This is a genomic window from Serratia marcescens (genome assembly GCF_006715005.1).
GTDB classification, from domain to species: domain Bacteria; phylum Pseudomonadota; class Gammaproteobacteria; order Enterobacterales; family Enterobacteriaceae; genus Serratia; species Serratia montpellierensis.
This window is the reverse complement of the sequence record NZ_VFMJ01000001.1, coordinates 5,227,068-5,249,673: the sequence shown is the minus strand read 5'-3', so window position 1 is coordinate 5,249,673 and position 22,606 is coordinate 5,227,068. Positions and strand designations below refer to the sequence as shown.

27 protein-coding genes are annotated in these 22,606 nt (G+C 56.8%); 7 read left to right on the top strand and 20 right to left on the bottom strand.

Going from position 1 to position 22,606, the window contains the following annotated elements; all coding sequences use genetic code 11:
* Nucleotides 1-6: 6 nt before the first annotated feature.
* From FHU12_RS25365 to FHU12_RS25355, 3 genes are read right to left on the bottom strand one after another with little or no spacing between them, the layout of a single operon-like run.
* The gene (locus FHU12_RS25365; RefSeq protein WP_033649039.1) at nt 7-666 is read right to left on the bottom strand and encodes a phage terminase small subunit; all 660 of its coding nucleotides are present in this window, start codon (nt 664-666) and stop codon (nt 7-9) included.
* Nucleotides 667-668: 2 nt separating this feature from the next.
* Nucleotides 669-1,853, bottom strand: coding sequence for a phage major capsid protein, P2 family (locus FHU12_RS25360; protein WP_060453263.1), 1,185 nt, complete (start codon nt 1,851-1,853; stop codon nt 669-671).
* Nucleotides 1,854-1,895: 42 nt separating this feature from the next.
* A complete protein-coding gene (locus FHU12_RS25355) occupies nt 1,896-2,711 on the bottom strand; it encodes a GPO family capsid scaffolding protein (RefSeq protein ID WP_122078038.1) in 816 nt (271 codons plus the stop codon).
* Between the two features lie 142 nt (nt 2,712-2,853).
* Here FHU12_RS25355 and FHU12_RS25350 point away from each other — a divergent pair, with 142 nt between their 5' ends.
* The gene (locus FHU12_RS25350; protein ID WP_141972474.1) at nt 2,854-4,626 is read left to right on the top strand and encodes a terminase ATPase subunit family protein; all 1,773 of its coding nucleotides are present in this window, start codon (nt 2,854-2,856) and stop codon (nt 4,624-4,626) included.
* Nucleotides 4,626-5,660, top strand: a complete 1,035-nt coding sequence (locus FHU12_RS25345; protein WP_141972472.1) for a phage portal protein — start codon at nt 4,626-4,628, stop codon at nt 5,658-5,660. The genes FHU12_RS25350 and FHU12_RS25345 overlap by 1 nt, the downstream gene beginning before the upstream one ends.
* 31 nt (nt 5,661-5,691) lie before the next feature.
* On the opposite strand, the gene FHU12_RS25340 is transcribed toward FHU12_RS25345, so the two are convergent.
* The 13 genes from FHU12_RS25340 to FHU12_RS25280 all read right to left on the bottom strand — a co-directional run bounded on the left by FHU12_RS25340 (nt 5,692) and on the right by FHU12_RS25280 (nt 12,920).
* A complete protein-coding gene (locus tag FHU12_RS25340) occupies nt 5,692-5,901 on the bottom strand; it encodes a hypothetical protein (RefSeq protein WP_141972470.1) in 210 nt (69 codons plus the stop codon).
* Complete coding sequence (locus tag FHU12_RS25335; RefSeq protein ID WP_141972468.1) at nt 5,873-6,508, bottom strand: Ssp6 family T6SS pore-forming effector; 636 nt, start codon at nt 6,506-6,508, stop codon at nt 5,873-5,875. Before FHU12_RS25335 ends, FHU12_RS25340 begins: the two co-directional genes overlap by 29 nt.
* Before the next feature lie 466 nt (nt 6,509-6,974).
* On the bottom strand, nt 6,975-7,814 hold the full coding sequence (locus FHU12_RS25330; RefSeq protein ID WP_141972466.1) for a hypothetical protein: 840 nt from the start codon (nt 7,812-7,814) through the stop codon (nt 6,975-6,977).
* Between the two features lie 185 nt (nt 7,815-7,999).
* Nucleotides 8,000-8,197, bottom strand: coding sequence for a hypothetical protein (locus FHU12_RS25325; RefSeq protein ID WP_141972464.1), 198 nt, complete (start codon nt 8,195-8,197; stop codon nt 8,000-8,002).
* 47 nt (nt 8,198-8,244) lie between these two features.
* The gene (locus FHU12_RS25320; RefSeq protein ID WP_102780101.1) at nt 8,245-8,427 is read right to left on the bottom strand and encodes a hypothetical protein; all 183 of its coding nucleotides are present in this window, start codon (nt 8,425-8,427) and stop codon (nt 8,245-8,247) included.
* Nucleotides 8,428-8,507: 80 nt separating this feature from the next.
* Nucleotides 8,508-10,724: a replication endonuclease gene (locus FHU12_RS25315; protein ID WP_141972463.1), complete on the bottom strand. Its 2,217-nt coding sequence runs from the start codon at nt 10,722-10,724 to the stop codon at nt 8,508-8,510.
* On the bottom strand, nt 10,721-11,002 hold the full coding sequence (locus tag FHU12_RS25310) for a DUF5405 family protein (RefSeq protein WP_141972461.1): 282 nt from the start codon (nt 11,000-11,002) through the stop codon (nt 10,721-10,723). Before FHU12_RS25310 ends, FHU12_RS25315 begins: the two co-directional genes overlap by 4 nt.
* A 122-nt stretch (nt 11,003-11,124) precedes the next feature.
* Nucleotides 11,125-11,349 carry a TraR/DksA C4-type zinc finger protein gene (locus tag FHU12_RS25305; protein WP_060426813.1) on the bottom strand — a complete coding sequence of 75 codons (225 nt, stop codon included), beginning with the start codon at nt 11,347-11,349 and terminating at the stop codon, nt 11,125-11,127.
* Nucleotides 11,349-11,591: a DUF2732 family protein gene (locus FHU12_RS25300; RefSeq protein ID WP_141972459.1), complete on the bottom strand. Its 243-nt coding sequence runs from the start codon at nt 11,589-11,591 to the stop codon at nt 11,349-11,351. Before FHU12_RS25300 ends, FHU12_RS25305 begins: the two co-directional genes overlap by 1 nt.
* Before the next feature lie 63 nt (nt 11,592-11,654).
* Nucleotides 11,655-11,957, bottom strand: coding sequence for a phage replication protein B (gene repB, locus FHU12_RS25295; protein WP_031221632.1), 303 nt, complete (start codon nt 11,955-11,957; stop codon nt 11,655-11,657).
* A gap of 11 nt (nt 11,958-11,968) precedes the next feature.
* Entirely contained in the window at nt 11,969-12,148 is a 180-nt protein-coding gene (locus tag FHU12_RS25290; protein ID WP_048322123.1) for a phage filamentation protein Fil family protein, read from the bottom strand.
* A gap of 10 nt (nt 12,149-12,158) precedes the next feature.
* A complete protein-coding gene (locus tag FHU12_RS25285) occupies nt 12,159-12,668 on the bottom strand; it encodes a phage regulatory CII family protein (RefSeq protein WP_128868617.1) in 510 nt (169 codons plus the stop codon).
* A 30-nt stretch (nt 12,669-12,698) separates the two neighbouring features.
* Entirely contained in the window at nt 12,699-12,920 is a 222-nt protein-coding gene (locus FHU12_RS25280; protein ID WP_033644552.1) for a hypothetical protein, read from the bottom strand.
* A 109-nt stretch (nt 12,921-13,029) separates the two neighbouring features.
* Between FHU12_RS25280 and FHU12_RS25275 the strand changes: the two genes are divergently transcribed.
* The 3 genes from FHU12_RS25275 (at nt 13,030) to aac(6') (ending at nt 15,351) form a co-directional block, all read left to right on the top strand.
* A complete protein-coding gene (locus tag FHU12_RS25275; protein ID WP_128868618.1) occupies nt 13,030-13,614 on the top strand; it encodes a phage repressor protein CI in 585 nt (194 codons plus the stop codon).
* Between the two features lie 3 nt (nt 13,615-13,617).
* On the top strand, nt 13,618-14,652 hold the full coding sequence (locus FHU12_RS25270; RefSeq protein ID WP_141972457.1) for a phage integrase: 1,035 nt from the start codon (nt 13,618-13,620) through the stop codon (nt 14,650-14,652).
* A gap of 258 nt (nt 14,653-14,910) precedes the next feature.
* Nucleotides 14,911-15,351 (top strand): aminoglycoside 6'-N-acetyltransferase, encoded by a 441-nt coding sequence (aac(6'), locus tag FHU12_RS25265; RefSeq protein WP_141972455.1) that lies wholly within the window; start codon nt 14,911-14,913, stop codon nt 15,349-15,351.
* Here the strand turns inward: aac(6') and FHU12_RS25260 are convergent, their stop codons facing one another.
* Nucleotides 15,352-16,068 carry an HPP family protein gene (locus FHU12_RS25260; RefSeq protein WP_141972453.1) on the bottom strand — a complete coding sequence of 239 codons (717 nt, stop codon included), beginning with the start codon at nt 16,066-16,068 and terminating at the stop codon, nt 15,352-15,354.
* A 171-nt stretch (nt 16,069-16,239) separates the two neighbouring features.
* Here FHU12_RS25260 and yfcF point away from each other — a divergent pair, with 171 nt between their 5' ends.
* On the top strand, nt 16,240-16,875 hold the full coding sequence (yfcF, locus tag FHU12_RS25255) for a glutathione transferase (protein WP_079451626.1): 636 nt from the start codon (nt 16,240-16,242) through the stop codon (nt 16,873-16,875).
* Between the two features lie 73 nt (nt 16,876-16,948).
* Here the strand turns inward: yfcF and FHU12_RS25250 are convergent, their stop codons facing one another.
* Genes FHU12_RS25250 through FHU12_RS25240 form a run of 3 tightly spaced genes read right to left on the bottom strand, consistent with a single transcriptional unit; the run spans nt 16,949 to nt 20,981 of the window.
* The gene (locus tag FHU12_RS25250) at nt 16,949-18,190 is read right to left on the bottom strand and encodes an aromatic amino acid transport family protein (RefSeq protein WP_028127589.1); all 1,242 of its coding nucleotides are present in this window, start codon (nt 18,188-18,190) and stop codon (nt 16,949-16,951) included.
* A gap of 58 nt (nt 18,191-18,248) precedes the next feature.
* On the bottom strand, nt 18,249-19,703 hold the full coding sequence (locus tag FHU12_RS25245) for an NAD-dependent succinate-semialdehyde dehydrogenase (protein WP_019453095.1): 1,455 nt from the start codon (nt 19,701-19,703) through the stop codon (nt 18,249-18,251).
* 12 nt (nt 19,704-19,715) lie between these two features.
* Nucleotides 19,716-20,981 (bottom strand): 4-aminobutyrate--2-oxoglutarate transaminase, encoded by a 1,266-nt coding sequence (locus FHU12_RS25240; protein ID WP_141972451.1) that lies wholly within the window; start codon nt 20,979-20,981, stop codon nt 19,716-19,718.
* Between the two features lie 121 nt (nt 20,982-21,102).
* Between FHU12_RS25240 and pdxR the strand changes: the two genes are divergently transcribed.
* Nucleotides 21,103-22,593, top strand: coding sequence for a MocR-like pyridoxine biosynthesis transcription factor PdxR (gene pdxR / locus FHU12_RS25235; protein ID WP_141972449.1), 1,491 nt, complete (start codon nt 21,103-21,105; stop codon nt 22,591-22,593).
* Nucleotides 22,594-22,606: the final 13 nt, after the last annotated feature.

Here is a 22,606-nt window from a genome sequence, read left to right as displayed (position 1 = left end):
GTTCTGTCAGCGGCTGGCGGCGGTGCGTATTGCCCGCTCCAGCCGTTCAATGTCTTTTTTCACGCCGCAGCCGTTATGCAACTGCAGCGCACGCTTAAGGTGGTTCAATGCCAGTTCAGCCCTGCCCGCCGCGCGCAAGACGTACCCGGTGATTTTGTGCAACTTGGCGCGCACTTGGTCAGGCATGTCTTCTGCGTCGGTGAGTTCCATCGTCTGCGTGAGGTGGTCAATGTTGACCGGCTCCCCGGCCTCAAAGGCGCGGGTGGCAGACTCGGCGACGTCTTCTGCGATGAGGTATGGCGTGGAGCGCGCGAAATTGCCCGGCGGCGCCAACTGGTAACGCAGCGCATAGCGGGCGATGTCCAGCGCGCCGGGAATGTCCCCGGCATCCAGACGCCAGATCATGACCGTCATCAGAATGGCGTCCTGCGCGCCGCGACCTTCGGCCAGCACACCGGCAACCCAGGGGGCATAGTCCGGCAGCAGTTGGCGCTTGAGTTCGGCCTTACGCTCTTGTGAGCGCACCTGTTTGAGCTTTCGCTTATCTTCATTGAGTTTAAGCATCATCCGTTCATAGCCGTTGGCGTGGCGCAGCGGGTCATTCTCCCGCTGCGCGGCCTCGACCGCTGACTGGCGCATAAGGTGACGGCGGGCAGGGCTGGTCATGATTATTTACCGCCTTTCGCTTTGTCGTCTGCCGGTGCTTCCTCCGGGGCTTTCACCTCGGTATCAGCGGCAGGCTCCGCTGGTGCGGCGGCTACTTTGACAGCCTTAACAATGGCCTCGGCCAGCTCGGCGATTTCATCTTTTTTTGGTTCCGTCGGTAACAGCTTAATGTTCTCCACCAGACAGCCGCAGGCGTAATCCTCCACTACATAATCCTCATTGATGGATTCATAGTTTTCGATGCGGTCACGCTTCGAGTTTTCCACCATATGGCGTCGGTGCGTGTCCTCCTGCCAGTAGATCGACAGGTTATCCATGCGCGTAATCAGCAGCGCATCCGCCGGGAAGTACGGCACACGCACAGCAGGCAGGTTGCCGATGCGTTTCTGGCTGATAATCAGATCGGCGGCCAGCGCTTCGGTGTTGGGCTGTTCCTGATTGACCAGCGGAAAATACTTGTCGGCCAGCAGTTGGCGACCGCAGATCACCACCAGTTCCGGATCTTCCTGATACCATGGCGCGATAAGGGTGTTGGTGGCATCCATCACCAGTGCGTCGAGGTTGGCGTAATCGCCACCGGCGCCCACGCGGACTTTTTCAGACACCACGCTGCCGTCCTCCCCCACGACTTTATTCATCACGCGGCCCGGCGCATTCTCGCGGTACTTCTGCAACCAGCCCGGCCCGATGTCTTGCAACAGCGGGAATTTGACGCGGTTGGAGGTTTTAGCGCGATGAGTACCGTTAAAGCCGATCATGATGCGGTCAAGCGCCTGACGTTCAACAATTGCATCGCGTAAACGGGTCTGGAAATCCTGATAACGGGCCCACAGGTCAAGGGTGTTGTAGCGGATGTGGAAATCGTAATTCACCTGCTGGCAGAAATAGCCTTCTGCATCCAGCGAGGCAAAGTCGGCCGTTTCGCGTTCATCGCCGCCGGCGGTGTCGGTGGTGCTGGCGATGGAGCCGCTCACACCTAAACCGACTTTCTCTCCCTTCATTTCCTTAACCGGCACGATATTGATGCGGGTCAGGAACGTCGAGGAATCCTGTACGCGGGTCATGATTGTTTGCGTGACGGACGGCTCAACGCTGAATTTTTTATCCAGATCGCCGGTCGCTACGCCATTCAGTTCGGCGAGGCGAGACAGAAAAGCATTAAATTTAAAACGAGTTTGCTTGCGCATTTTTCTTCCTGTTTTTGTTCGGTTTTATCGGGTGTGACTGCCTTAGCAGTCGGTCAGCACGTCTTGCGCGCTGTTGCCGCCGGTGGCCTCTGGGCGGGCCTGCTGGCTGAAATCTTCCGAGGTGGAAAGCTGGGCTTGCAGCGCGCTGAACGCATCGCTGCCGGTTTTTACCTGTTGCTTGAGGTCGGCAACCTGCTTGCTCAGTGCAGCGAATTTCTCGGTAAAGCGGGTGTCCGCTTCCTGCAACTGCTCGGCCACGGTCATCACGGCGCCTTCCATCTCATCAAATCGCACATCGTCGGTGGCCTGCTTGCGGCTAAACATCGCTTTGATGCGGGCAGAGAATGAGGTTTCCGGGTCAGCGACCGGCTCAAAATCGAAATGGACTTCGAGCGGCGCGGAGAACTCGACATTCTCGTGGCGGCGGCAGAACTCCAGCATGTCAGTGCCGAGGCTGGCCGGATCATCGGTGACGGCCAACCCGACCAGATAAGACTTGCCGGTTTTGGCGAAATCGCGGCGGATCTCCATCGAGGTGAAAACTTTTTGGCCCGCGCCGACCATCGACACCAGATCTGCTGTCGGGGCCAGACTGGCGTACAACGCCCACTTGCCGTGCAACAGCGGTTCGTCCGGCTCGTCGATTTTCTCGGCCTTCAGCTCAACCACGCCGCCGTAACGACGAAAATAACCGTCCGGCAAAATCCCCTTGATGTGTTCCATGTTGATGCGGGCGCCGTACACCTTCGGGCTGTAGGTCGCGGCCATCTGCTGAATATCCGCAGCGCCGATCTCGCGGCCGTCAACGGTGTCGCCTTCAACGCCGATGCGGAAAAACTTAGTAACTTTCTTTGCCATGTAAACGGCTCCGGTTGTGGTGATTGGGTTCGGGGCTAGTTTCGGGGGAATGGCGCCGCGTCTCAACGCGTTGCGGTTGGAAGATCTTAGGCACAACAAGGGCTTAATGCGAGCCGCCCGGCGCTTTCGTAGCCTTGTCGGCATGAATACAACACCGGCAACAACCATCATCAGCGATCCGCGCCGCCAAGCTGCCTTGCTCTACTGGCAGGGCTTCTCTGTGCGCCAAATTGCGGAAACGCTGAACCTCAAGGGGCCGACCGTGCAGAGCTGGAAACTGCGCGATAAATGGGATGACATCGCGCCCATTTCCCGCGTGGAACAAAGCATGGAAGCGCGGTTGATTCAGCTCATCATGAAAGACGTCAAGGAGGGGAAAGACTTCAAAGAAATCGACCTGTTGGGCCGCCAGATTGAACGGCTGGCGCGGGTTAATCGCTATTCGGCGACCGGCAACGAGGCGGACTTAAACCCGAACGTCGCCAACCGCAACAAAGGCGAGCGCAAGCCCGCCGAGCGCAACGTGTTCAGCGAGGCCGCCGTGGAGAAGCTGCAAAGCATCTTCACAGAAACCACCTTCGAATATCAGATGGGATGGTATCGCGCCGGGCTGCAACACCGTATCCGCAACATCCTGAAATCGCGCCAGATCGGCGCCACGTTCTTCTTTGCCCGCGAAGCATTACTTGATGCGCTGACCACCGGCCGCAATCAGATTTTCTTGTCGGCCAGTAAGGCGCAGGCGCATGTATTCCGCAATTACATCATTGATTTTGCCCGGCTGGTCGAGGTTGACCTGAAAGGCGATCCGATGGTGCTGCCGAACGGCGCCCGCCTGATGTTCCTCGGCACCAACGTGCGCACCGCGCAGAGCTACACCGGCAATCTGTATCTGGATGAGTATTTCTGGATACCGAAGTTTCAGGAGCTGCGCAAAGTCGCCAGCGGGATGTCGCTGCACAAGCGGTGGCGCACCACCTACTTTTCCACGCCGTCGAGTCTGGCGCACTCCGCTTATCCGTTCTGGTCGGGGGAACTGTTCAACAAAGGCCGCCGCAGCAAAGCCGACCACGTTCAGCTCGACCTCAGCCACAGCCACCTGTCAAAAGGCGTGCTGTGCGGCGATGGGCAATGGCGCCAGATTGTCACGGTTGAGGATGCGCTGACCGGCGGCTGTAACCTGTTCGACCTCGATCAGCTGTCGCTCGAATACAGCCCGGCTGAGTATCAGAACCTGCTGATGTGTGAATTCGTGGACGATACCGCGTCGGTATTCCCGTTCGCCGAGCTGCAAGGCTGCATGGTCGATACGCTGGAAGAGTGGGAGGACTTCAACCCTTACGCCGTGCGACCGTTCGGCTATCGCCCGGTGTGGATCGGCTACGACCCATCGGAAGCCAACGGCGGCGACAGCGCCGGGTGCGCGGTGATTGCACCGCCAATGGTGGCCGGGGGCAAGTTCCGCGTGCTCGAGCGCCACCAGTGGCAGGGCATGAACTTTGCCGCTCAGGCCCAGAAGATTAAAGGCCTTACCGAAAAATATTGCGTGGAGTACATCGGCATCGATGCGACCACCGTCGGCCAAGGTGTTTTCCAGCTGGTACGCGAGTTCTTCCCGGCCGCGCGGGAAATCAAATATACCCCGGAAATCAAAACCGCCATGGTGCTGAAGGCAAAAGACACTATCGGGCGCGGCTGTCTGGAATACGACACCAGCCACACCGACATCACCGCCGCCTTTATGGCGATCCGCAAAACCATGACCGCCAGCGGTGCGCGCTCCACCTACACCGCCAGCCGCAGCGAAGAAGCCAGCCACGCAGATGTCGCGTGGGCGATCATGCACGCCCTCTTAAACGAACCGCTGACCGCAGGCAGCGGCCACAGCAGCCCGAACATTTTGGAGTTTTACTGATGAGCAAGCGCAAAGGCCGCAAGGCATTTACCCCCCCGGCGCCAGCCCCGGCAACAGAGCAGAAGCAGGATTTTGAGGCGTTCACCTTTGGCGAGCCGTCTGCTGTGCTGGATAAGCGGGAAATTCTGGATTACATCGAGTGCACGACCAATGGCAAGTGGTACGAGCCGCCGATCAGCTTCGATGGGCTGGCACGCAGTGTGCGCGCCGCCGTGCATCACAGCTCGCCGATGTACGTTAAGCGCAACATTTTAGCGTCAACGTTTATCCCGCACCGGCTGTTAAGTCAGCAGGAGTTTAGCCGCTATGCGCTGGATTATCTGGTGTTCGGCAACGCCTATTTAGAAGAACGTCAAAACCGGCTCGGCGCCCCGCTGCAGCTGAAATCCTCCCCAGCCAAGTACACACGGCGCGGTGTGGAGCGCGGGGCTTACTGGTTTGTGCAGGACTGGAAAGAGGCGCACCGCTTCAAGACCGACAGCGTTTTCCACCTGATTGAGCCGGACATCAATCAGGAACTGTACGGCCTGCCGGAGTACCTCAGCGCGCTTAACTCCGCCTGGCTGAATGAGGCGGCGACGCTGTTCCGCCGTAAGTATTACCAGAACGGAGCGCACGCCGGTTACATCCTGTATATGACCGACGCGGCGCAGAGTACAAGCGACGTTGACAGGATGCGCCAAGCCATGCGCGACACCAAGGGCTTGGGGAACTTCCGCAATCTGTTCATGTACGCCCCGAATGGCAAACCGGACGGCATTAAAATTTTGCCGCTGTCCGAGGTCGCCACCAAGGACGACTTTTTCAACATCAAGAACGCCAGCCGCGACGATCTGCTAAGCGCACACCGCGTACCGCCGCAGATGATGGGGATTATCCCGAACAATACCGGCGGCTTCGGGGACGTGAAAAAAGCCGCTCAGGTGTTTGTACGCAACGAGCTAACACCGCTGCAAGAGCGCATGAAGGAAGTGAACGACTGGATCGGGGAAGAGGTGATTAAATTCGCGCCGTATGAGTTGCCGACCGAATAAGCAGAAAGCCGCCAGTGATTGGCGGCTTAATTTATCGTTCGCCTCGAGCTAGGCCGCATAACGCAATAGTTGCAAACACCAATAACAGAAAAATGGCGGCGCTTAAAATTCGCTGCCACCACTCATCAAACCAGAACAGCGACCCAAAAGCCGCAACAGAAAATACCCCGCTGAAAATCGCCTCCACAACGTGAGACAATCCTTTGCCGAGCTTACTGCCCCAAGACTTGAGATAGCTCATGATTCACACCTTCACAGAACATTTTCGATTTGCTGGAGTAGGCAACAAACGGTTCAAGATACTCCTCCGCAAGAAAATAGATCATGTCCAAATTTCGCGGGGTGAGTTTGTGGTACGTCGAGGGGTACTTTTCGCGCAACCGGCGCGATGACACTGCGGCTTGTTCGATAAGCCCTTGCAGGAGAATAATGTTCAACCCTGCAACGGTAATACCTTTAAAAACCCATCTGAAAAGCGTACTACTGATAACTTTTTTCAAAATATGATGCGTGATCTGTTGTACCAGAATGAACTGCGTCCCCATACGCCCCGCAACATAACCTTCAGCAAGGTTTAATTTCTGTCCTAATGCTGTTTGCGTTTGAACATCCATCCGTTGATAACAGTCACGAATTATGACGGTTATTAGCTCACGCAAAGGGGCCTCAATGCCATAACCAGCGCGAATAACCCTAATGAATCTTTCCGTTTCCAGTTCATTGCGGCGTTTAAATTCACCACTACCTAACCCGGCGCCCTGCCATGTGCGGCGAGCACTATACGCGATTCCTTTGGGTAAGGACTCAATGCCTTCAAGAATTCCCTGCGCTACAGCTTTAGCATCCATACAAAGCCTCTTATCAATCATGAGGCTGTACCATATACCATGTTTGCCCAAAAATTCAACACAACAAGCCCCCCTCCCATAACGTTTGAGAGCGCCGCTACCGCATCAAAGCCCTAAGCTGCCCCCTTAGTCTTGGTATGGTGATAAATCACGATGACAGGACGCTGGCGGCCATTTTGAAAGTGGTTCAACACGGCTTGCGCGCAATGCTATCCCCGCCTCGCCTGCGCGCTTCATGTATCGCTTTTAATGCAGTTGCATGATCCGCTGCGATCCGCACCAGCGCTGGCGCTATGGGGGTAAAAATAACACCGGGTCATCATGCGGTTTCATGCACCTACCGCATGCATAGGGCATTTAGCTGTATTAGCTCAGATTTGAGTTGGCAACCGTTACTCAACACACAAGCTCACAACTAGTTGTGAGCACAGAGCAGTAGACATGAGATAGTGGAGCTTGTTAACTTCTAAAGAGGCCATACCTTTCTGGTTTTTAAAAAACTATCGTCAACAGTGTAACTGTTAAGGAGTTCATTTAGACCAAAAAAAGCATCTATGCGATGTTTATAGCAAGCAATATGAGAGAGCTCAGATAAAACCGTTGCGAGCCAGCGAGCGATTGATAATGAATGGTACCTTCCCCATTTTTGTACAATCGCATTTTGGCCAGTTCGTATTGAGACTGACTTAACGTCCTGCATAGCATCCCCACTTTCATTCGTATGCATTACCATTGTAAACGGTGAAATTATAGCATCAATTAATTCAGCGCTACCTTCAACACGCTTTTGGGCAACCTTACCGTAGTAATGCTTTTCTAATATGCTTTCAGCTACCTCACCCCACCATTTATTAATAGGTTCATCACTGGTTAAATTAGGGTTATCTAATGAGGCAAAATTTGCATATCTACCTCTTCGCGCATCGGCAAATGAATCTAAACATTCAAGTATCTTTTGAGGAATCTCTTGTGTAGGACGTGAATAACGCAATGATAGCTGCATTTTTTGTGAAATGTTTTCAACCTCATTGGTCAAGCCAATCAGTTTATGACCAAAGTCTTTCAAAACTTGCTCGCTAGGCATTTTGCCTTTATTATCAATAGCATAATCTGCAACCAATATTAACTTTGAAAGCCTTTCTAAGCCAACTGAAAGTCCAAAAAATGCAGTATAATATTCACCCATCTTATCTGCGTAATTTGCTCTACCTATAGCTGTTGCTCCTGATCCAATGAGATGTCTGACTAATGATGCTTCTCGACCCAGAGCATGCCACTCAGGTACTTCCCATGGGTTTCTATTCACTTTGTGATTTTCCTTTATCATGAACTGGATATTACTTGAACCTTACGCAAACCACACGGCAAATGTCACATTTTGGCTATGCCATTAAAACGTTAACGTTCGCTTTTAACACAGAGCAACCCTGTTAGATTAGGTTAAGCCCTGTGCGCTGACAATGCCAGCTCAAGTTTGAGCTCATATAATGTCTAGCACAGATAAAGGTATGTATTGTGCTGATAACGCCCCTCGTCAATCAGCCTTAAAACGTGGCCGGACTGGTGCTTGATGTAATAATTCGCCTCTTCAGGCGTTAGGTGTGTGCCGAACCGGTTTGCGGCGTGAATGAAATCAACGGTCTTTATGCGGCGGCCTTTGCCGTTCTCGTTGAAGTTCAGCGCCTCCATAAACGCCCCGGCTAAGTTTAAATCTCGTCTCATACGTCACCTATGGATTAAGAGATCGCGGCAAGCTGCCTGATCACTTCTGCTTTTTCAGGGGCAATGCTGGTTTTCATCTCACCCGCCAGTTCTGAAATCCATATCAGTGCAATGTCTTTGTCTTTCGCTTGGCTCTCATAACAAACCCCCAGACGGGCGATGAGTTCAATTCTTTCTAAAACAACCACTTCATCCACTGCTTGCACCCTTTCCCTCCGATGCTTAATTACTGTATTTATATACAGTATATGCCTATCGAATTTAATTGCGCAAGAAATTATTGGAAGCCCGCCCAATCGCTAACCGCCGGATAGTGCATTGAAATATCACCAAATTTGACTTTAGCGCCGCGTGCCAGTGCTTCCAGTTCCGAGCGTGTTGGCTCGATGCCGTGTAGTGCCAGCTCTGAGTAAATTCTGGGAACGCGATCGCGTTCAGCAGTGGTTAATCTTGCTGAAGGAGCTGGCTCCGGCCTGCTATATGGGTCAATGCTTCTCTGTTGCCTGTTTATCTGCGGGGCATCTGCCCGTAAACGCGCCATAACAGACCGTGCAACGGTCATGTCATCCCAGTCAATTGGGGTGTCTGGATGGTGTTCCATCACCGCCACAGCCTCTACAGGCTCGCCATCCTGCGTATTTTCGGCGCCACCGCTGCCGACCAACCCACAGTTATTGACAGGACTCCGAGGCGCGCCGGAGGCGCTTTTCAAAGTCAAAGGCTCAACGGCAACGGCTTTAGCGACGATGCGCCATTGCGTGGTGCGGGTTTCATAAACGCGATCGGCGCCGATGTGCGGGGCAAAAATCCCCGCGATTTTCTGCACCTCTTCGTCATAGGCGTTGCGCTCGTCGGCAACCCGGCGGGCTACACGCACGGTCTGATCGTCGCGGGCAACGTTAGGGCCACCCTGCGCCAGAATGTAAGCGGCAAAGTCACCGGCATCAGCAGCAGCGCGCACCGCCTCAACGGTTTCGTCAAACTCATCGGCCAGACTGACAGAGCGGATCTTGCGGCACTCACGCCATGCGCCGCGCGACGGCAGGCCGATAAAGTGGAATTGAGGGATACGCCACGTTGAAGCCCACGCGGTGACTGCGGCCGCCGTATCAGTCAACAGCTCGCCGGTTTCATGATCGCGCTCACCGTCCAGCGCGTAGCCGTCGATGTTTTTTGCAATGTATTTGGCGATATAGCCCGCCGCACCGCCTTTGTTCAGGTGCTTGCAGTCAAAACGGTTTTTGGCGGCGCCGCGCTCGTCGCCATCTTCGGCCATAGCATAGCGACGCATGATGTCGATCACCTGCTGGCGCTGTTTTTTGGAGGTAAACAGCATCATATGCCAGTGCGGCGTCGCATCATGGTGCGGTTCGACAACGCGCACGCCGTAGACCTGCAGGCCCGCATCTTTAAACGCCGTACGGATCTTGCTAAACAACTTCACAAGATAGCGCTGGCCGTCTTTTGGCGTGTACGCCTCTTCATCCCATTTGTGATTAAAATGCACCTTCGGGCTGTTCTTGCCGACGGCGCGCGTCGGGTGATATTTCGATGGGGTGGTGATGGTGATAAACATCCCCTTATCGCCTCGGGTTGCGGCGGCCTGCTCAACACCGGCAATCATCGCCATTAACTCCATACGGCGAATTTCTGGGTTAGAGATACTTGCCATCACCTTGTCGATGAGGCTGAAGCGTTCGCCGGTTTCGACGTTCTCAAGCTCGCGGCTGTTCAGATAATCAAAATTGGACTGGCGGCGCGCTTTCACATCCCGAACAGCCTGCTTACTGGCATACGACGACGCCCCGCGGTTCACATTGCCGACGGCGATCAGCAACGCCTCGCGCCAGCGCGTGCGCTGGGCCTTAAACTGGCGTTCCCACCACTCGGAATTAACCAACCGTGACAGGCTGGCAATCGCTGACCGGGCATCCAGTTTGCCCTTGCGGTATTTTCGCCAGTGCATCGGGGTGATGTTGAAGGCGCGCGCCATACCGGCAATGCGGCCATAAAATTCTGACTGGGTGGCATCTTCGAACAGTCCGGCATTGTCGCCGTCGTTCTCCGCCACAAATTCATCGCAGTAATCTTCGTAATTCTGCAGAAGCTGACCGGCCACGCGATCGGCAAGGCGGCGTAACTCTTTGTCATCCATGCCGGGCAGAGCTGCGTAGTTATCGACTTCAGCAGAAAACCGCATTGACGCGGCGAGGTTCATCGCGTTCTTGGCGCTCACCGTTTGCAGGCGCGGCCAGATGCGGCGATCGAACTGGAATACCAGCCATTTGTTGGCGTCGTGCAGCCCTTTGCTCTTGAGCAAGTTGTTATAACGCGTCAAGAACATGGCGCTGAGGAAGCGCGGCAGGCGGCGGATATTGATTAAAACAGCTTGCCCGTGAGCTAGTTCCTCACGGGTAAGCGGTCTTACCGGCCCGGCAATTGCCGGGCGCGGTTCGTTCCATGGGTAAGCGTAGGCGGTAGCCGTTTGGCTCATTGAGCTTTCGCCGCCTCACATGCCGCAAAAGCCTCTTGGCACAGGTTGCCAATGCGACCTATTTCAGCGCCCAGTGATGCAATACTATTAACGCTGGAATTGCGGACGCTGTGATGAATAAGGCCGTTCACAAGCTGGTTAACCGTAGGATAATAGCCGATAGCCTCGTAACGCTCTTGACCTTCGCTTTTTCCTGTTTTCCCAACCTTCACCGTATTAAGAATGAATTGCAGGTTATCGCTGGTGATAACAAACTCAGAGCCGATTTTAATTTCCATGTTATTTCCTTAATCGTATTTTTGGTTTTCTGGTCTGCGTGCAAATTCTGAATCGCTCAAATCAGCCGCAATAAAATGACCTACCAGCAACGCCAGCAGGCCGAACAAAATAGAGAACTCCGTCATGCCTTCCCCGCATAAAGGTGACTTTGCGTCTCGCGGATCTGCTGGCAGCTTACGCAGGTATCAACGCCGGGAACGGCGGCGCGGCGCGCGGCAGGAATCGGAGCGTCACATTCTTCGCAAACAAAGGCAGAAGGCAGCGCAGAGGATTTGCGGGCGTTGGCGATCTGCGCGTTTAGTACTAGCGCTTGCCGCTCCTGTTCGTAGTCCATCAAATCGGCCATTAGTGCAGCTCCTGTGCTTGATGCTCGATGGCTTCAGCCTCTTGGCGGAGCAGCTCAACAGCTTCAATAGCCGTTAAACCGTTCTTAGAGATATGTGCAGCCAAACGCACCAGACGAGCAGCGGCGAGATCGGCTTGATTCTTACGCTCATCAAGGCGGGCGTGGTCAAGCAACACAGCCACCTGTGAAATATTGCTACCTTGCTTTGCCGGGTCTAAACCCATAAAAATCACATTCGACATATTTAATCCTTATTTCAGACAAAGCGATGCCCGGCGGGTTAACGCCTGAATTACGCAATGCGGTTAATTAACGTTTAATTCGCAATCATCATCACTGATAAATCGCGGTAAGGTTTTTGATAAATCAATCAGGTCATTCAGCGCCCACACAATTTGTTTACGCTCTGAATAACTCATTTCTGCAAACTTCATTTTTATATGCCGCTCTTTCAGCCCGGCATGAAAACAAACAGTTCTGCGGATATGTTCCGGCGACTTATCAAAAGCCTCTTGCGCCTGATTCCGCTTATGCGGGAACAGTTCACGCTTAATCTGTGAAATGCGCTTAATACCGATCGCTTTTTGTGTTTCAGTAGCCAACAACATGACAGCCCCAATTAACGACAAAACAAACGGCGCAGCGGTGAAACAGGCTTAGCCGTTGACAGGCCACGCAGTAAGGCCGCCTGATCGTGACGTGGGCGCCAGCGCTTTCCGCCCGGCAGTTCAATAAAACCGTGTTCAAAATGCCTCGATGGGCTTTGTTGTTTCAGCAGTGGAGCGATAGAAATAACCACGGTGATCACCTCAGCTTAAACCAGCAACAGCGCTCAAGCCGCTGATCACGTCAACGGTGGAGGCCAGAGCCGGGGTGGATTGGATGCGGTTCTGAACGGTCAAGCCGATCAGCGACAAATGGCGGATCGCCGTGTTGACGCTTTCAAGCAGTGCGCTTTTGCGTATCGGCGTTTTGTGGTCGCCCTGCACGGCGGCGGCGGCAACGTTGCCAACGGCGGCCGTAGCCTGTAGTGCATACGTTGGAATATTCCCGGCGCAAGCCTCATTGACTGGCACGGACGGCATGCAGTTGATTTGTGCCAGCAAGGCATCAATCAGGCTGGAATCCTCTGTAGCGTCAGTGATCGCCAGCAGTTCAGCACAAGTGAGCTGATGCGGCTGGCCCGGACTCAATTTGTTGCGCAGCGTCTGGGCGTTCATGCCGAGCTGTTTAGCAAGGGCCGTCACATTGTGGCGTGATGGAAACTGTCGGCAGGCTTCATCGAAGTGCGGGTGTTTAGAAACGGCGTAATCAAACATGGTTAGTTCTACTCTAATCGATAAAATAGATTAAGCCTGAAGAGAGACGCTACATTCACTCAGGGCCTGCACTGTCAGGGCTGCCATGTTCACTTCAATGAGCCCTTTCTTCTGCTTGCCCTTTGGCTTGATAGGCAATTTTCCATATTCAATCAGGTTCTTAGCTGTTTCTTTATTGGTTCCAGTGCGGCGGCAATACTCATCTAGCGGTAGGTAAGGCTCAGGGATGACAATTGTAATGTTAGGTCGCATAAGGCAAACTTCCTTGATTAGCGCCAGATACGGCAATATCCGGCAATATGAGTCTAATTCAAAACAACATGGAGATTACTTAGATTAAGTCTAAGTGTCAACTTCAACAATGAGCAAGCATCTAAACTTCACTTTCCCTAAATCAACCTCAGAGACTCTCGATAGAGTCGTGTCCGCCTACGGTTTCAGCATGAAAATGCAGCTTGCCGAACACTTGGGCATTGCCGCCAGCAGTCTATCCGCTAGGTACAAACGTGATGTTTTTCCAGCAGATATCGTCTTGCAGTGTGCGTTGGAAACTGGAACTAGCATTGAATGGCTGGTAACGGGAAAAGGGGTTAGTTTTCGGGATGTCAAATCAGACACACTAAATCTAATTAGAAAAAAACTAATCAACGGTCAGCTGCATGACGCTGATAGCGTTCTGTTCGACAGAGGGATATTCCTTGATCCAAACAATCTCCCCTCTGCGCCTATGTGCTTGATCCACGGGAGCACTCAGTACATTGTTGATGAGCAGTACGACGAGGTTCACGATGGCTTATGGCTGGTTGAAATAGAAGGCAAGGTAGGCATCCGCACGCTTACACGCATACCGGTTAAGAAAGTGCGCATTAGCGGTCATGGAGCCGCTTTTGATTGCGATATTGATGATATAACCGTGCTTGGGCGCGTTATGCTGACGGTGGAATAAGTAATGCCTGTACGGAAGCTGCCCGACGGGCGTTGGATAGCAGACTTCTATACCGTTGATCGCAGTAACGGTAATGAGGGTAAGCGGGTTCGTAAAAAGTTCGCCACTAAGGGCGAAGCACTTGCGTTTGAAAATTACACACTCGAACAAATTGAGTCAGCACCTTGGCTCGGGGAAGGAAAAGAAAAACGTCGGCTGACCGAATTGGTCGAGCTATGGTTTAGCCGCCATGGCATTACCTTGAATGATGGTGAAAAGCGTAGAAGCTCAATGCTCTGGGCCGCCGAGTGTATGGGCTTCCCTCTTGCCACAGAATTTAATGCACAACTCTTTACAGCCTATCGAGCTAAACGCTTGGGCGGCCATTTTGCTCGAACAAAACGAATAGCAAAAGTTTCACCCCGCACCTTAAACCTTGAACTGGCGTATTTTCTCGCAGTGTTTAACGAACTTAGAAGATTAGGTGAATGGGTACAGCCAAACCCACTTGAAAACGTCCGCCAGTTTCGCGTAGACGAAAGCGAGATGGCCTATCTTACAGGTGAGCAGATCGATTTGCTTTTGCATGAATGTCGCAATAGCTCAGCTAAGGATCTGGAAATGGTTGCCAAGCTCTGTTTGGTGACAGGAGCAAGATGGAGTGAGGCTGAAAGCTTGAAAAGCTCTCAGGTTTCGGGAAACAAAATCACCTTTGTTAAAACCAAAGGAAAGAAAAATCGAACGATACCGATTGACCCTTTACTTGCTGACGAGCTACCTAAACGAAACGGCGCTTTGTTTACCCCATGCTATTATGCTTTCCGTTCTGCAATTGAACGGGCTGGCATTGTATTGCCAGATGGTCAAATGACCCACGTTTTGCGGCATACCTTTGCGAGCCATTTCATGATGAACGGTGGAAATATTCTCGTTTTGCAAAGAATTCTCGGTCATACCGACATCAAAATGACAATGCGATACGCCCATTTTGCCCCCGACCATTTTGAAGATGCCGTAAGACTTAACCCCCTTACAAAATGTCGCAAAAGTGTCGCATGAAGTTAGGTTTATTGACTTATATTGCCTTACATTAACCTTTTAACCTGTTGTTATTTAACTAAGTTATTGTTTTTTGGTTGACCTAAATGGTTCTCATAATCGCTTGGTCGTTGGTTCAAACCCAACAGGGGCCACCAAATTTTAGCTGTTTTCACAGCCTTACAAGCCATCCTGTCCGGGATGGCTTTTTTGTTTCCCGCCGCCGTGCCACACTTCCCTCTCGGCATACCTGATTATTCCGACTCATAAGGACCCCGCATGATCGTCAACTGCGACCACGACAACCTCGACGCCTGGCTGGCGCTGCGCTCGGCGCTGTGGCCCACCTGCCCGTTGGAAGATCACCGCGCAGAAATGCGCGATATATTGGCTTCGCCGCACCACACCGCATTTATGGCGCGGGGGCTGGACGGCGCTTTCGTTGGCTTTGCCGAGGTCGCACTGCGCTACGATTACGTCAACGGCTGCGAATCGTCGCCGGTGGCGTTTTTGGAAGGGATTTTTACCGTCGAGCGCGCCCGCCGCCAGGGCTGGGCGGCGCGTCTGATCGCGCAGGTGCAGGAGTGGGCCAAGCAACAGGGGTGCAGCGAGCTGGCGTCGGATACCGACATCGCCAATCTGGACTCCCAGCGCCTGCATGCGGCGCTGGGCTTTGCCGAAACGGAGCGGGTGGTGTTTTACCGTAAAACGCTGGGCTGATCAGGCGGTCTTGCTTTGCCGCTGATGCGCCAACTGCTCGGCGCGCAGCAGGATCTCCTGCAGATCGTCCTCGTCAATATCGAACAGATCCCCCTCCATCAGCGCCTCGTGCAGATCGGCGCGGGTGATGGAAACGGCATCGATCGGCAAATTGGCCGGTTTGGCCTCCGCCGGCGCCAGCGCGTGCGGGTAGCGTCGCCCCGCCAGGTTATTGAACAGAATGGCCAGCGCCGCCAGCAGCACCGAGTTCAGCAGCACCGGGTACAGTACGAAGTGGTAGCCCATCTGGTGAATGCCGGGGCCGCCGAGGATGGCGGTCAGCGCCACCGCGCCGCCGGGTGGATGCAGGCAACGCAGCTTGAACATCAGGCCGATGGCCAGCGCCGCCGCGACGCCGCAGGCCAGGCCCGGATCGGGGATCAGCAGACCGGCGCTGACGCCCACCGTCGCCGCCACCGCATTGCCGCCGACGATCGACCAGGGCTGCGCCAGCGGGCTGTTGGGCACGCCGAACAGCAACACCGCCGAAGCGCCCATCGGCGCGATAAACCACAGGTTCACCTCACCCAAAATGAAGTGGCTGATCCAACCGGCGAGCATCAGCCCCAAACCGGCGCCGACGCTGGAAATCAGCATCTCTCGCTTGCCCACCGCCAGCGGGTGCGGCCACAGGCGCGCGCATCCCACTTTTACTCGTTCTATCCACTGCGTCTTCATGTTACCCAATACGACTCAATTCACTTGTTGGCAACAAATATATCACATCACCCTGAAGGAACTCACGGCGCCGTAAACCGCGCCGCTCAAGAACTTTTAGGCTAACAGATTGATTTTTAGCCTCCCCTCGACAATGATGAATGTTCCCCCCTTAACCCCGAGGAACCGCCGATGTCTCAACCGATCACCGAGCTTTATACCGACAGTGAATTTTTCAGCCCGTACGCCATGTCCGCCTTTGTCGTGCTGACGGAAAAAGGCATTCCGTTCACCGTGAAGCCGGTGAATCTGGCGAAAGAAGAGAACAAAGAGGCGGCCTACGCGGCGCTGTCGCTCACCCGCCGGGTGCCGACGCTGGCGATCGGCGAGTTCCAGCTCTCGGAGTCTTCGGCGATCGCCGAATACCTGGAAGACATCCATCCGGCCCACGCCGTGTACCCGCGTGACGTGAAGCTGCGCGCCAAGGCGCGCGAGATCCAGGCCTGGCTGCGTAGCGATCTGCTGCCGATCCGCGCCGAGCGCTCTACCGAGGTGGTATTCAACAACGGCAAGTTCCCGCCACTGTCCGAAGCCGCACAGGAGGCCGCGCGCAAGCTGATCGCCGCCGTGGAAAAGCTGCTGAGCCACGGGCAGGATAATCTGTTCAGGGAGTGGTGCATCGCCGACACCGATCTGGCGCTGATGCTCAACCGGCTGGTGATGCACGGCGATCCGGTGCCGGAGCGCGTGCGCCACTATGCGCACAAGCAGTGGCAGCGCCCGTCGGTGCAGGCGTGGCTGGCATTGTCGGAAAAACGGCGCGCCTGAGAAAAAAATCGGCGGCCACGACGCCGCCGTTCTCAATGCCGAGAAACAACATCACTGCTTGAGGGAAAGCAAATCACCATCCAGAGGGCAGATAGCCTAACAATGAAGCGATGGCGTACACCGCGCTGGCCAGGTACAGCAGCACAATGCTGACCTGCAGCAGCGGGTGCGTGATCCAGTTGCACTGCCAGCGCGGGGTCTGGTCGCCGTGTTTGCGCGCGCCGCGCAGGATCAGCATCGGCATGATCGACAGGATCACCCCGCTGAACACCCCGGCGAAGTAGAGCGCGTTGACGAACGACACTAGGCCGCTGTAGGCCAGCGCGAACGGCGGCACCACCACCAGCAGCAGCACGCCGAAGCGGCGCAGCGGCAGCTCGTCGTTGCCCAACCTAAACTTGTCGAAAATATTGGTCAGGAAGCTGCCGCCCAATCCCCAGTACGAGGTCAGCATCGCGCACAGCGCGAAGATGTTGGCGGAGAAGAACGCCCACTGCCCCAGCGCCTGGCCCCAGGAAATGGTGGCCACGTCGGAGATGTCATCCAGCCCGCTGAGCGCGATCACCGACATCGGCACCGCCGCCAGCAAAATGAAGGTCACCACCATGCCGACGATGATCGCCTTCGGCAGTTGCTCCGGCTTGTCGGCAAAGCCGCGCGCCATCTCCGGCACGATGTACTGCGCCGAGAAGCAGAACACCACCACGTTGAACACCGGCACCATATAGCGCCAGTCGCCGTCAAGCAGGTTGCGCATCTGGGTAGTGTCTTTCAGCAGCGTCGCCGCCACCAGCGCGGTCAGCATCACCACCATGCCGATGCTGATGAACTTCTCACCGCGGCCGATCGCTTTCAAACCGAGGTACAGCACGCCAGCGGCGGGCACGAAGAACAGCAGGCTGCCCAGCGCCGGCGAGATGCCGAACAGCGATTGCAGCAGCTTGCCGCTGCCGGTCATATAGGCGGTGAGCGCCCCGACGCTGTTGACGCACACCGAAGCGAACATCAACCAGGCGCCCAGCCCGCCGACGTAGCGCTTCGCCAGCCCGCTCAGCTGCAGATGCGCGCGGGTGCGCAGCGTGGATTCAGCGACGTACAGCATGGTGATGGTGGTCAGGCTCCCCACCAGCACCAGCCAGAACAGCAGCGGCAGGAAACCGGCCTTGCTGGAGGCATAGGCGATGGAGAGCACCCCGGCACCGATGTTGGTGCCGACGATCATCGCCACCCCTTCAAGGAAACTTAACGATTTGGCGGGTGCAGGTGCTCGCACCCCGGCGGCAAGCGCCGGAGAAACAGAGATATTATCAGACATGCATCATCCTTTATCGCCCGGCGACGCTGGCCGCCGGGATGGGTTAACGTCCTGACGCTCAACAGCTCACATCGATACACAGGTATTTCAGCTCCAGATATTCATCTATCCCGTAGCGCGATCCTTCACGCCCGAGCCCTGACTGTTTCACGCCGCCGAACGGCGCCACTTCATTGGAAATCAGCCCGGTGTTGATGCCGACCATGCCGTACTCCAGCGCTTCCGGCACGCGCCACTGGCGCGCCGCGTTCTGCGTGAACAGGTAGGCGGCCAGGCCGAATTCGGTGTCGTTGGCCATGGCGATGGCTTCCGCCTCGTCATGGAAGCGAAACAGCGGCGCCACCGGCCCGAAGGTCTCCTCTTTGGCGAAGCGCATCTTCTGCGTCACGCCGGTCACCACCGTCGGCTGGAAGAAGGTGCCGCCCAGCGCATGCGGCTGGCCGCCGGTGGCGATCTGCGCCCCTTTGATCAGCGCGTCATCGATGTGGCTCTGCACCTTCGCCACCGCATCGCTGTCGATCAGCGGCCCCTGGGTGGTGCCTTCGTGGCTGCCGTCGCCGACTTTCAACTGCTCGACCGCCGCCACCAGCTTTTCCGCCAGCCGCTCATAGATGCCATCCTGCACGTAGATGCGGTTGGCGCACACGCAGGTCTGGCCGCTGTTGCGGAACTTGGAGGCCATGATGCCCGCTACCGCCGCGTCCAGATTGGCGTCGTCGAACACGATGACCGGCGCGTTACCGCCCAGCTCCAGCGACAGTTTCTTGATGCTCGGCGCGCACTGCGCCATCAGGATGCGGCCGACCTCGGTCGAACCGGTAAAGCTCAGCTTGCGCACCACCGGGCTGTCGCACAGCACCTTGCCCACCTGTGCCGCTTCGCCGGTCACCACCTGCAACACGCCGGCGGGAATGCCGGCGTCCTGCGCCAGCTTGGCCAGCGCCAGCGCGGTCAGCGGCGTTTGCTCGGCCGGTTTGACGATGATGGCGCAGCCCGCCGCCAGCGCCGGCGCCACCTTGCGGGTGATCATCGCCGCTGGGAAGTTCCACGGGGTGATGGCCGCGCACACGCCGATCGGCTGTTTCACCACCACCAGGCGCTGCGAAGCCTGCGGCGCCTGCAATACCGCGCCGTCTACCCGCTTGGCCTCTTCGGCGAACCAAGTGATGAACGATGCGGCGTAGGCCACTTCGCCGCGCGCTTCCGCCAGCGATTTGCCCTGCTCGGCGGTCATCAGCTGCGCCAGATCTTCCTGCGCGGCCAACACCTTATCGGCCCAGGCCAGCAGCAGCGCGGAACGCTGCTTGGCGGTCAGCTGTTTCCAATCGTTTTGCGCCCGCTGCGCCGCTGCAATCGCCTGCTGGGTTTCCTCTTCGCTGACCAGCGGAATGCTGGCCAGCTCGGCGCCGGTGGCCGGATTGATCACCGCTTCGCGCTTGCCGCTCAGGGCGTCGCACCATTCGCCGTTGATCAAACACTGGCTGCGCAACAGCTCGGGGTTATTCAATTTCATACCGTTCGCTCCTTAGTGGGCCAGCGCGCGGGACAGGATGCCCATCGCCTTGGTGAACTGATCGTCCGGGATGGTCAGCGGGTACAGGAAGCGGATCACGTTGCCGTTCACGCCGCAGCTCAGCAGCAGCAGCCCTTCCTCCATCGCCTTCTGCTGCACCTGACGGGTGATATCGGCTGAAGGTTTACCGGTAGCCGGATCGTTGAACTCCACCGCCACCATCGAGCCTTGCGCGCGCACATCGGCGATCGCCGGGCTGGTTTTGCGCGCCTGCTGCAACACTTCCACCAGGTGCTGCCCCAAGCGCTGGGCGCGCTGACACAGCTGCTCTTCGTCGATCACGTCCAGCACCGCGTGCGCCGCGGCCACCGCCAGCGGGTTACCGGCGTAGGTACCGCCCAGCCCGCCCGGAGCCGGCGCGTCCATCACCTCGGCGCGGCCCGCCACCGCCGACAGCGGCATGCCGCCCGCCAGGCTTTTCGCCATGGTGATCAGATCCGGTTTAACGCTGTAGTGCTCCATGGCGAACAGCTTGCCGGTACGGGCGAAGCCGGTCTGCACTTCGTCGGCGATCAGCAGGATGCCATGCTGGTCGCACAGCGCACGCAGCGCCTGCATGAATTCGGCCGGCGCCACGTTGAAGCCGCCTTCGCCCTGCACCGGCTCCAGCACGATCGCCGCCACCTGCTTGGGATCGATATCCGCTTTAAACAGGCGATCCAGGCTGTTCATCGCGTCTTCGGTGGTCACGCCGTACAGCGCGTTCGGGTACTGGCCGTGAAACACCGAGCAGGGGAATGGGCCAAAGCCCAGTTTGTAAGGTGCCACTTTGCCGGTCAGCGCCATGGTCATATAGGTGCGGCCGTGGAAACCGCCGCCGAAGGTGATCAAGCCCGGACGGCCGGTGTAAGCGCGGGCGATCTTCACCGCGTTTTCCACCGCTTCCGCGCCGGTGGTGAAGAAGGCGGTTTTACACGGGCCGGCGATCGGCGCGCGCTGGTTGATGCGCTCCGCCAACGAAACATAGCTTTCGTAAGGAACGATCTGATAGGCGGTGTGGGTGAAGGCCTGCAGCTGCTTTTCAATCGCGGCGATCACCTTTGGGTGGCGGTGGCCGGTGTTCAGCACGGCGATCCCCGAGGCGAAGTCGATCACTTCTTTGCCTTCCACATCCCACAGCGTGGCGTTCTCTGCGCGCTCGGCGTAAAAACCACACATCACGCCCACTCCGCGCGGGGTGGCGTCCTGACGGCGTTGGTTCAATTCTGCGTTTTTCATGCTGTTCTCTCCGGTCGGTGCCAGTTACACGTTTCGTTCACATTCGTGAAACAATGCCGTTTATTTACACAGGATGTGGCCCTATAATCGAGTGCCAGTTACGAATAATTGAGGGATCCAATTGCGCTCATTGAGTGGTGATCTGTTGCTGCAGCGCCTTGGCGAACAGCCCGATGACAAGCTGCACAAGCGGCTTTACAACGCGATCCGCACCAGCATTCTCGACGGCAGCCTGCCGCCCTCCAGCCGCCTGCCCGCCTCACGCGATCTGGCGCAGGAGCTCAGCCTGTCCCGCAACACCGTGTTAACCGTTTATGAACAACTGCTGGCGGAAGGCTACGTGTCGGCGCGCGCCGGCAGCGGCACCTTCGTCGCCGACACGGTGCCGGACAGCTGCCTCTCCACCGGCGGCGCCCCGGCGGACGGCAGCGGGCAACCGCGCCGCGTCGAACTGTCGGAACGCGGCGCCACGCTGCTGCACCACGCCAGCGCCAGCCCCAAACAGTGGGGGGCATTCATTCCCGGCGTGCCCGACGTCAACGCCTTTCCCCATCAGCTGTTCAGCAAGATCCAGGCACGCCTCAGCCGCCGCCCGGCGCCGCAGCGGCTGACCTACAGCAATCAGGGCGGCAGCCCGGAGCTGCAGCATGCGTTGGTGGAGTATTTACGGGTGGCGCGCTCGGTGCGCTGCTCGCCGGAACAGATCCTGATCACCGAAGGCATCCATCAGGCGATCGATCTGGTGACGCGCATGTTGTGCAATCCGGGGGATGACGCCTGGATCGAAGAGCCGGGCTATTGGGGGATCCGCAATATCCTGCGCATCAATGCGCTGAACATCTGCCCGCTGGCGGTGGACGAGGCCGGGCTGGTGCCGCCGGAGCAACCGACCACCCCGCCGCGGCTAATCTTCGTCACCCCGTCACACCAGTATCCGCTCGGCTCGGTGATGAGCCTGGCGCGCCGCCAACGGCTGCTGGCGCTGGCGCGCAACGCCGGCGGCTGGATCGTCGAGGATGACTACGACAGCGAATTCCGCTTTTCCGGCCAACCGATCCCGGCGTTGCAAGGGCTGGAGGCCGATGCGCCGGTGATTTACATCGGCACCTTCAGCAAAACGCTCTACCCGGCGCTGCGCCTCGGCTATGTGGTGTTGCCGCCGCCGCTGGTGCAGGCGCTGAAAACCGCCCACGCCGAGCTGTACCGCGGCGGGCACCTGCTGATCCAGAGCGCGCTGGCGGAGTTTATTCAAGAGGGGCACTACACCGCACATATCCGCCGCATGCGGTTGCTGTACGCCCGGCGGCGCGCCTTCCTGACCGGATTGATCGAACAGCATCTCGGCAAACAGGCGCTCAGCGAATTCAACAGCAACGCCGGATTGCACCTGATCCTCAACCTGCCGGACGAGGCCGACGACGTGGCGATCGCCGCCGCCGCCGGCGCGCAGGGGGTGCTGGTGCGGCCGCTGTCGCGCTACTACATGCTGCCCAACCGCCGGCGCGGCCTGCTGATGGGGTTTGCCTGCGTACCGGAAGAGCAGATGGCCGCGGCCTTCACCCAGCTGCTGGCCTGCATCAACACTCCCGAGGTGAAAAAGGCGGCCCCCTAGGGCCGCCTTCGCG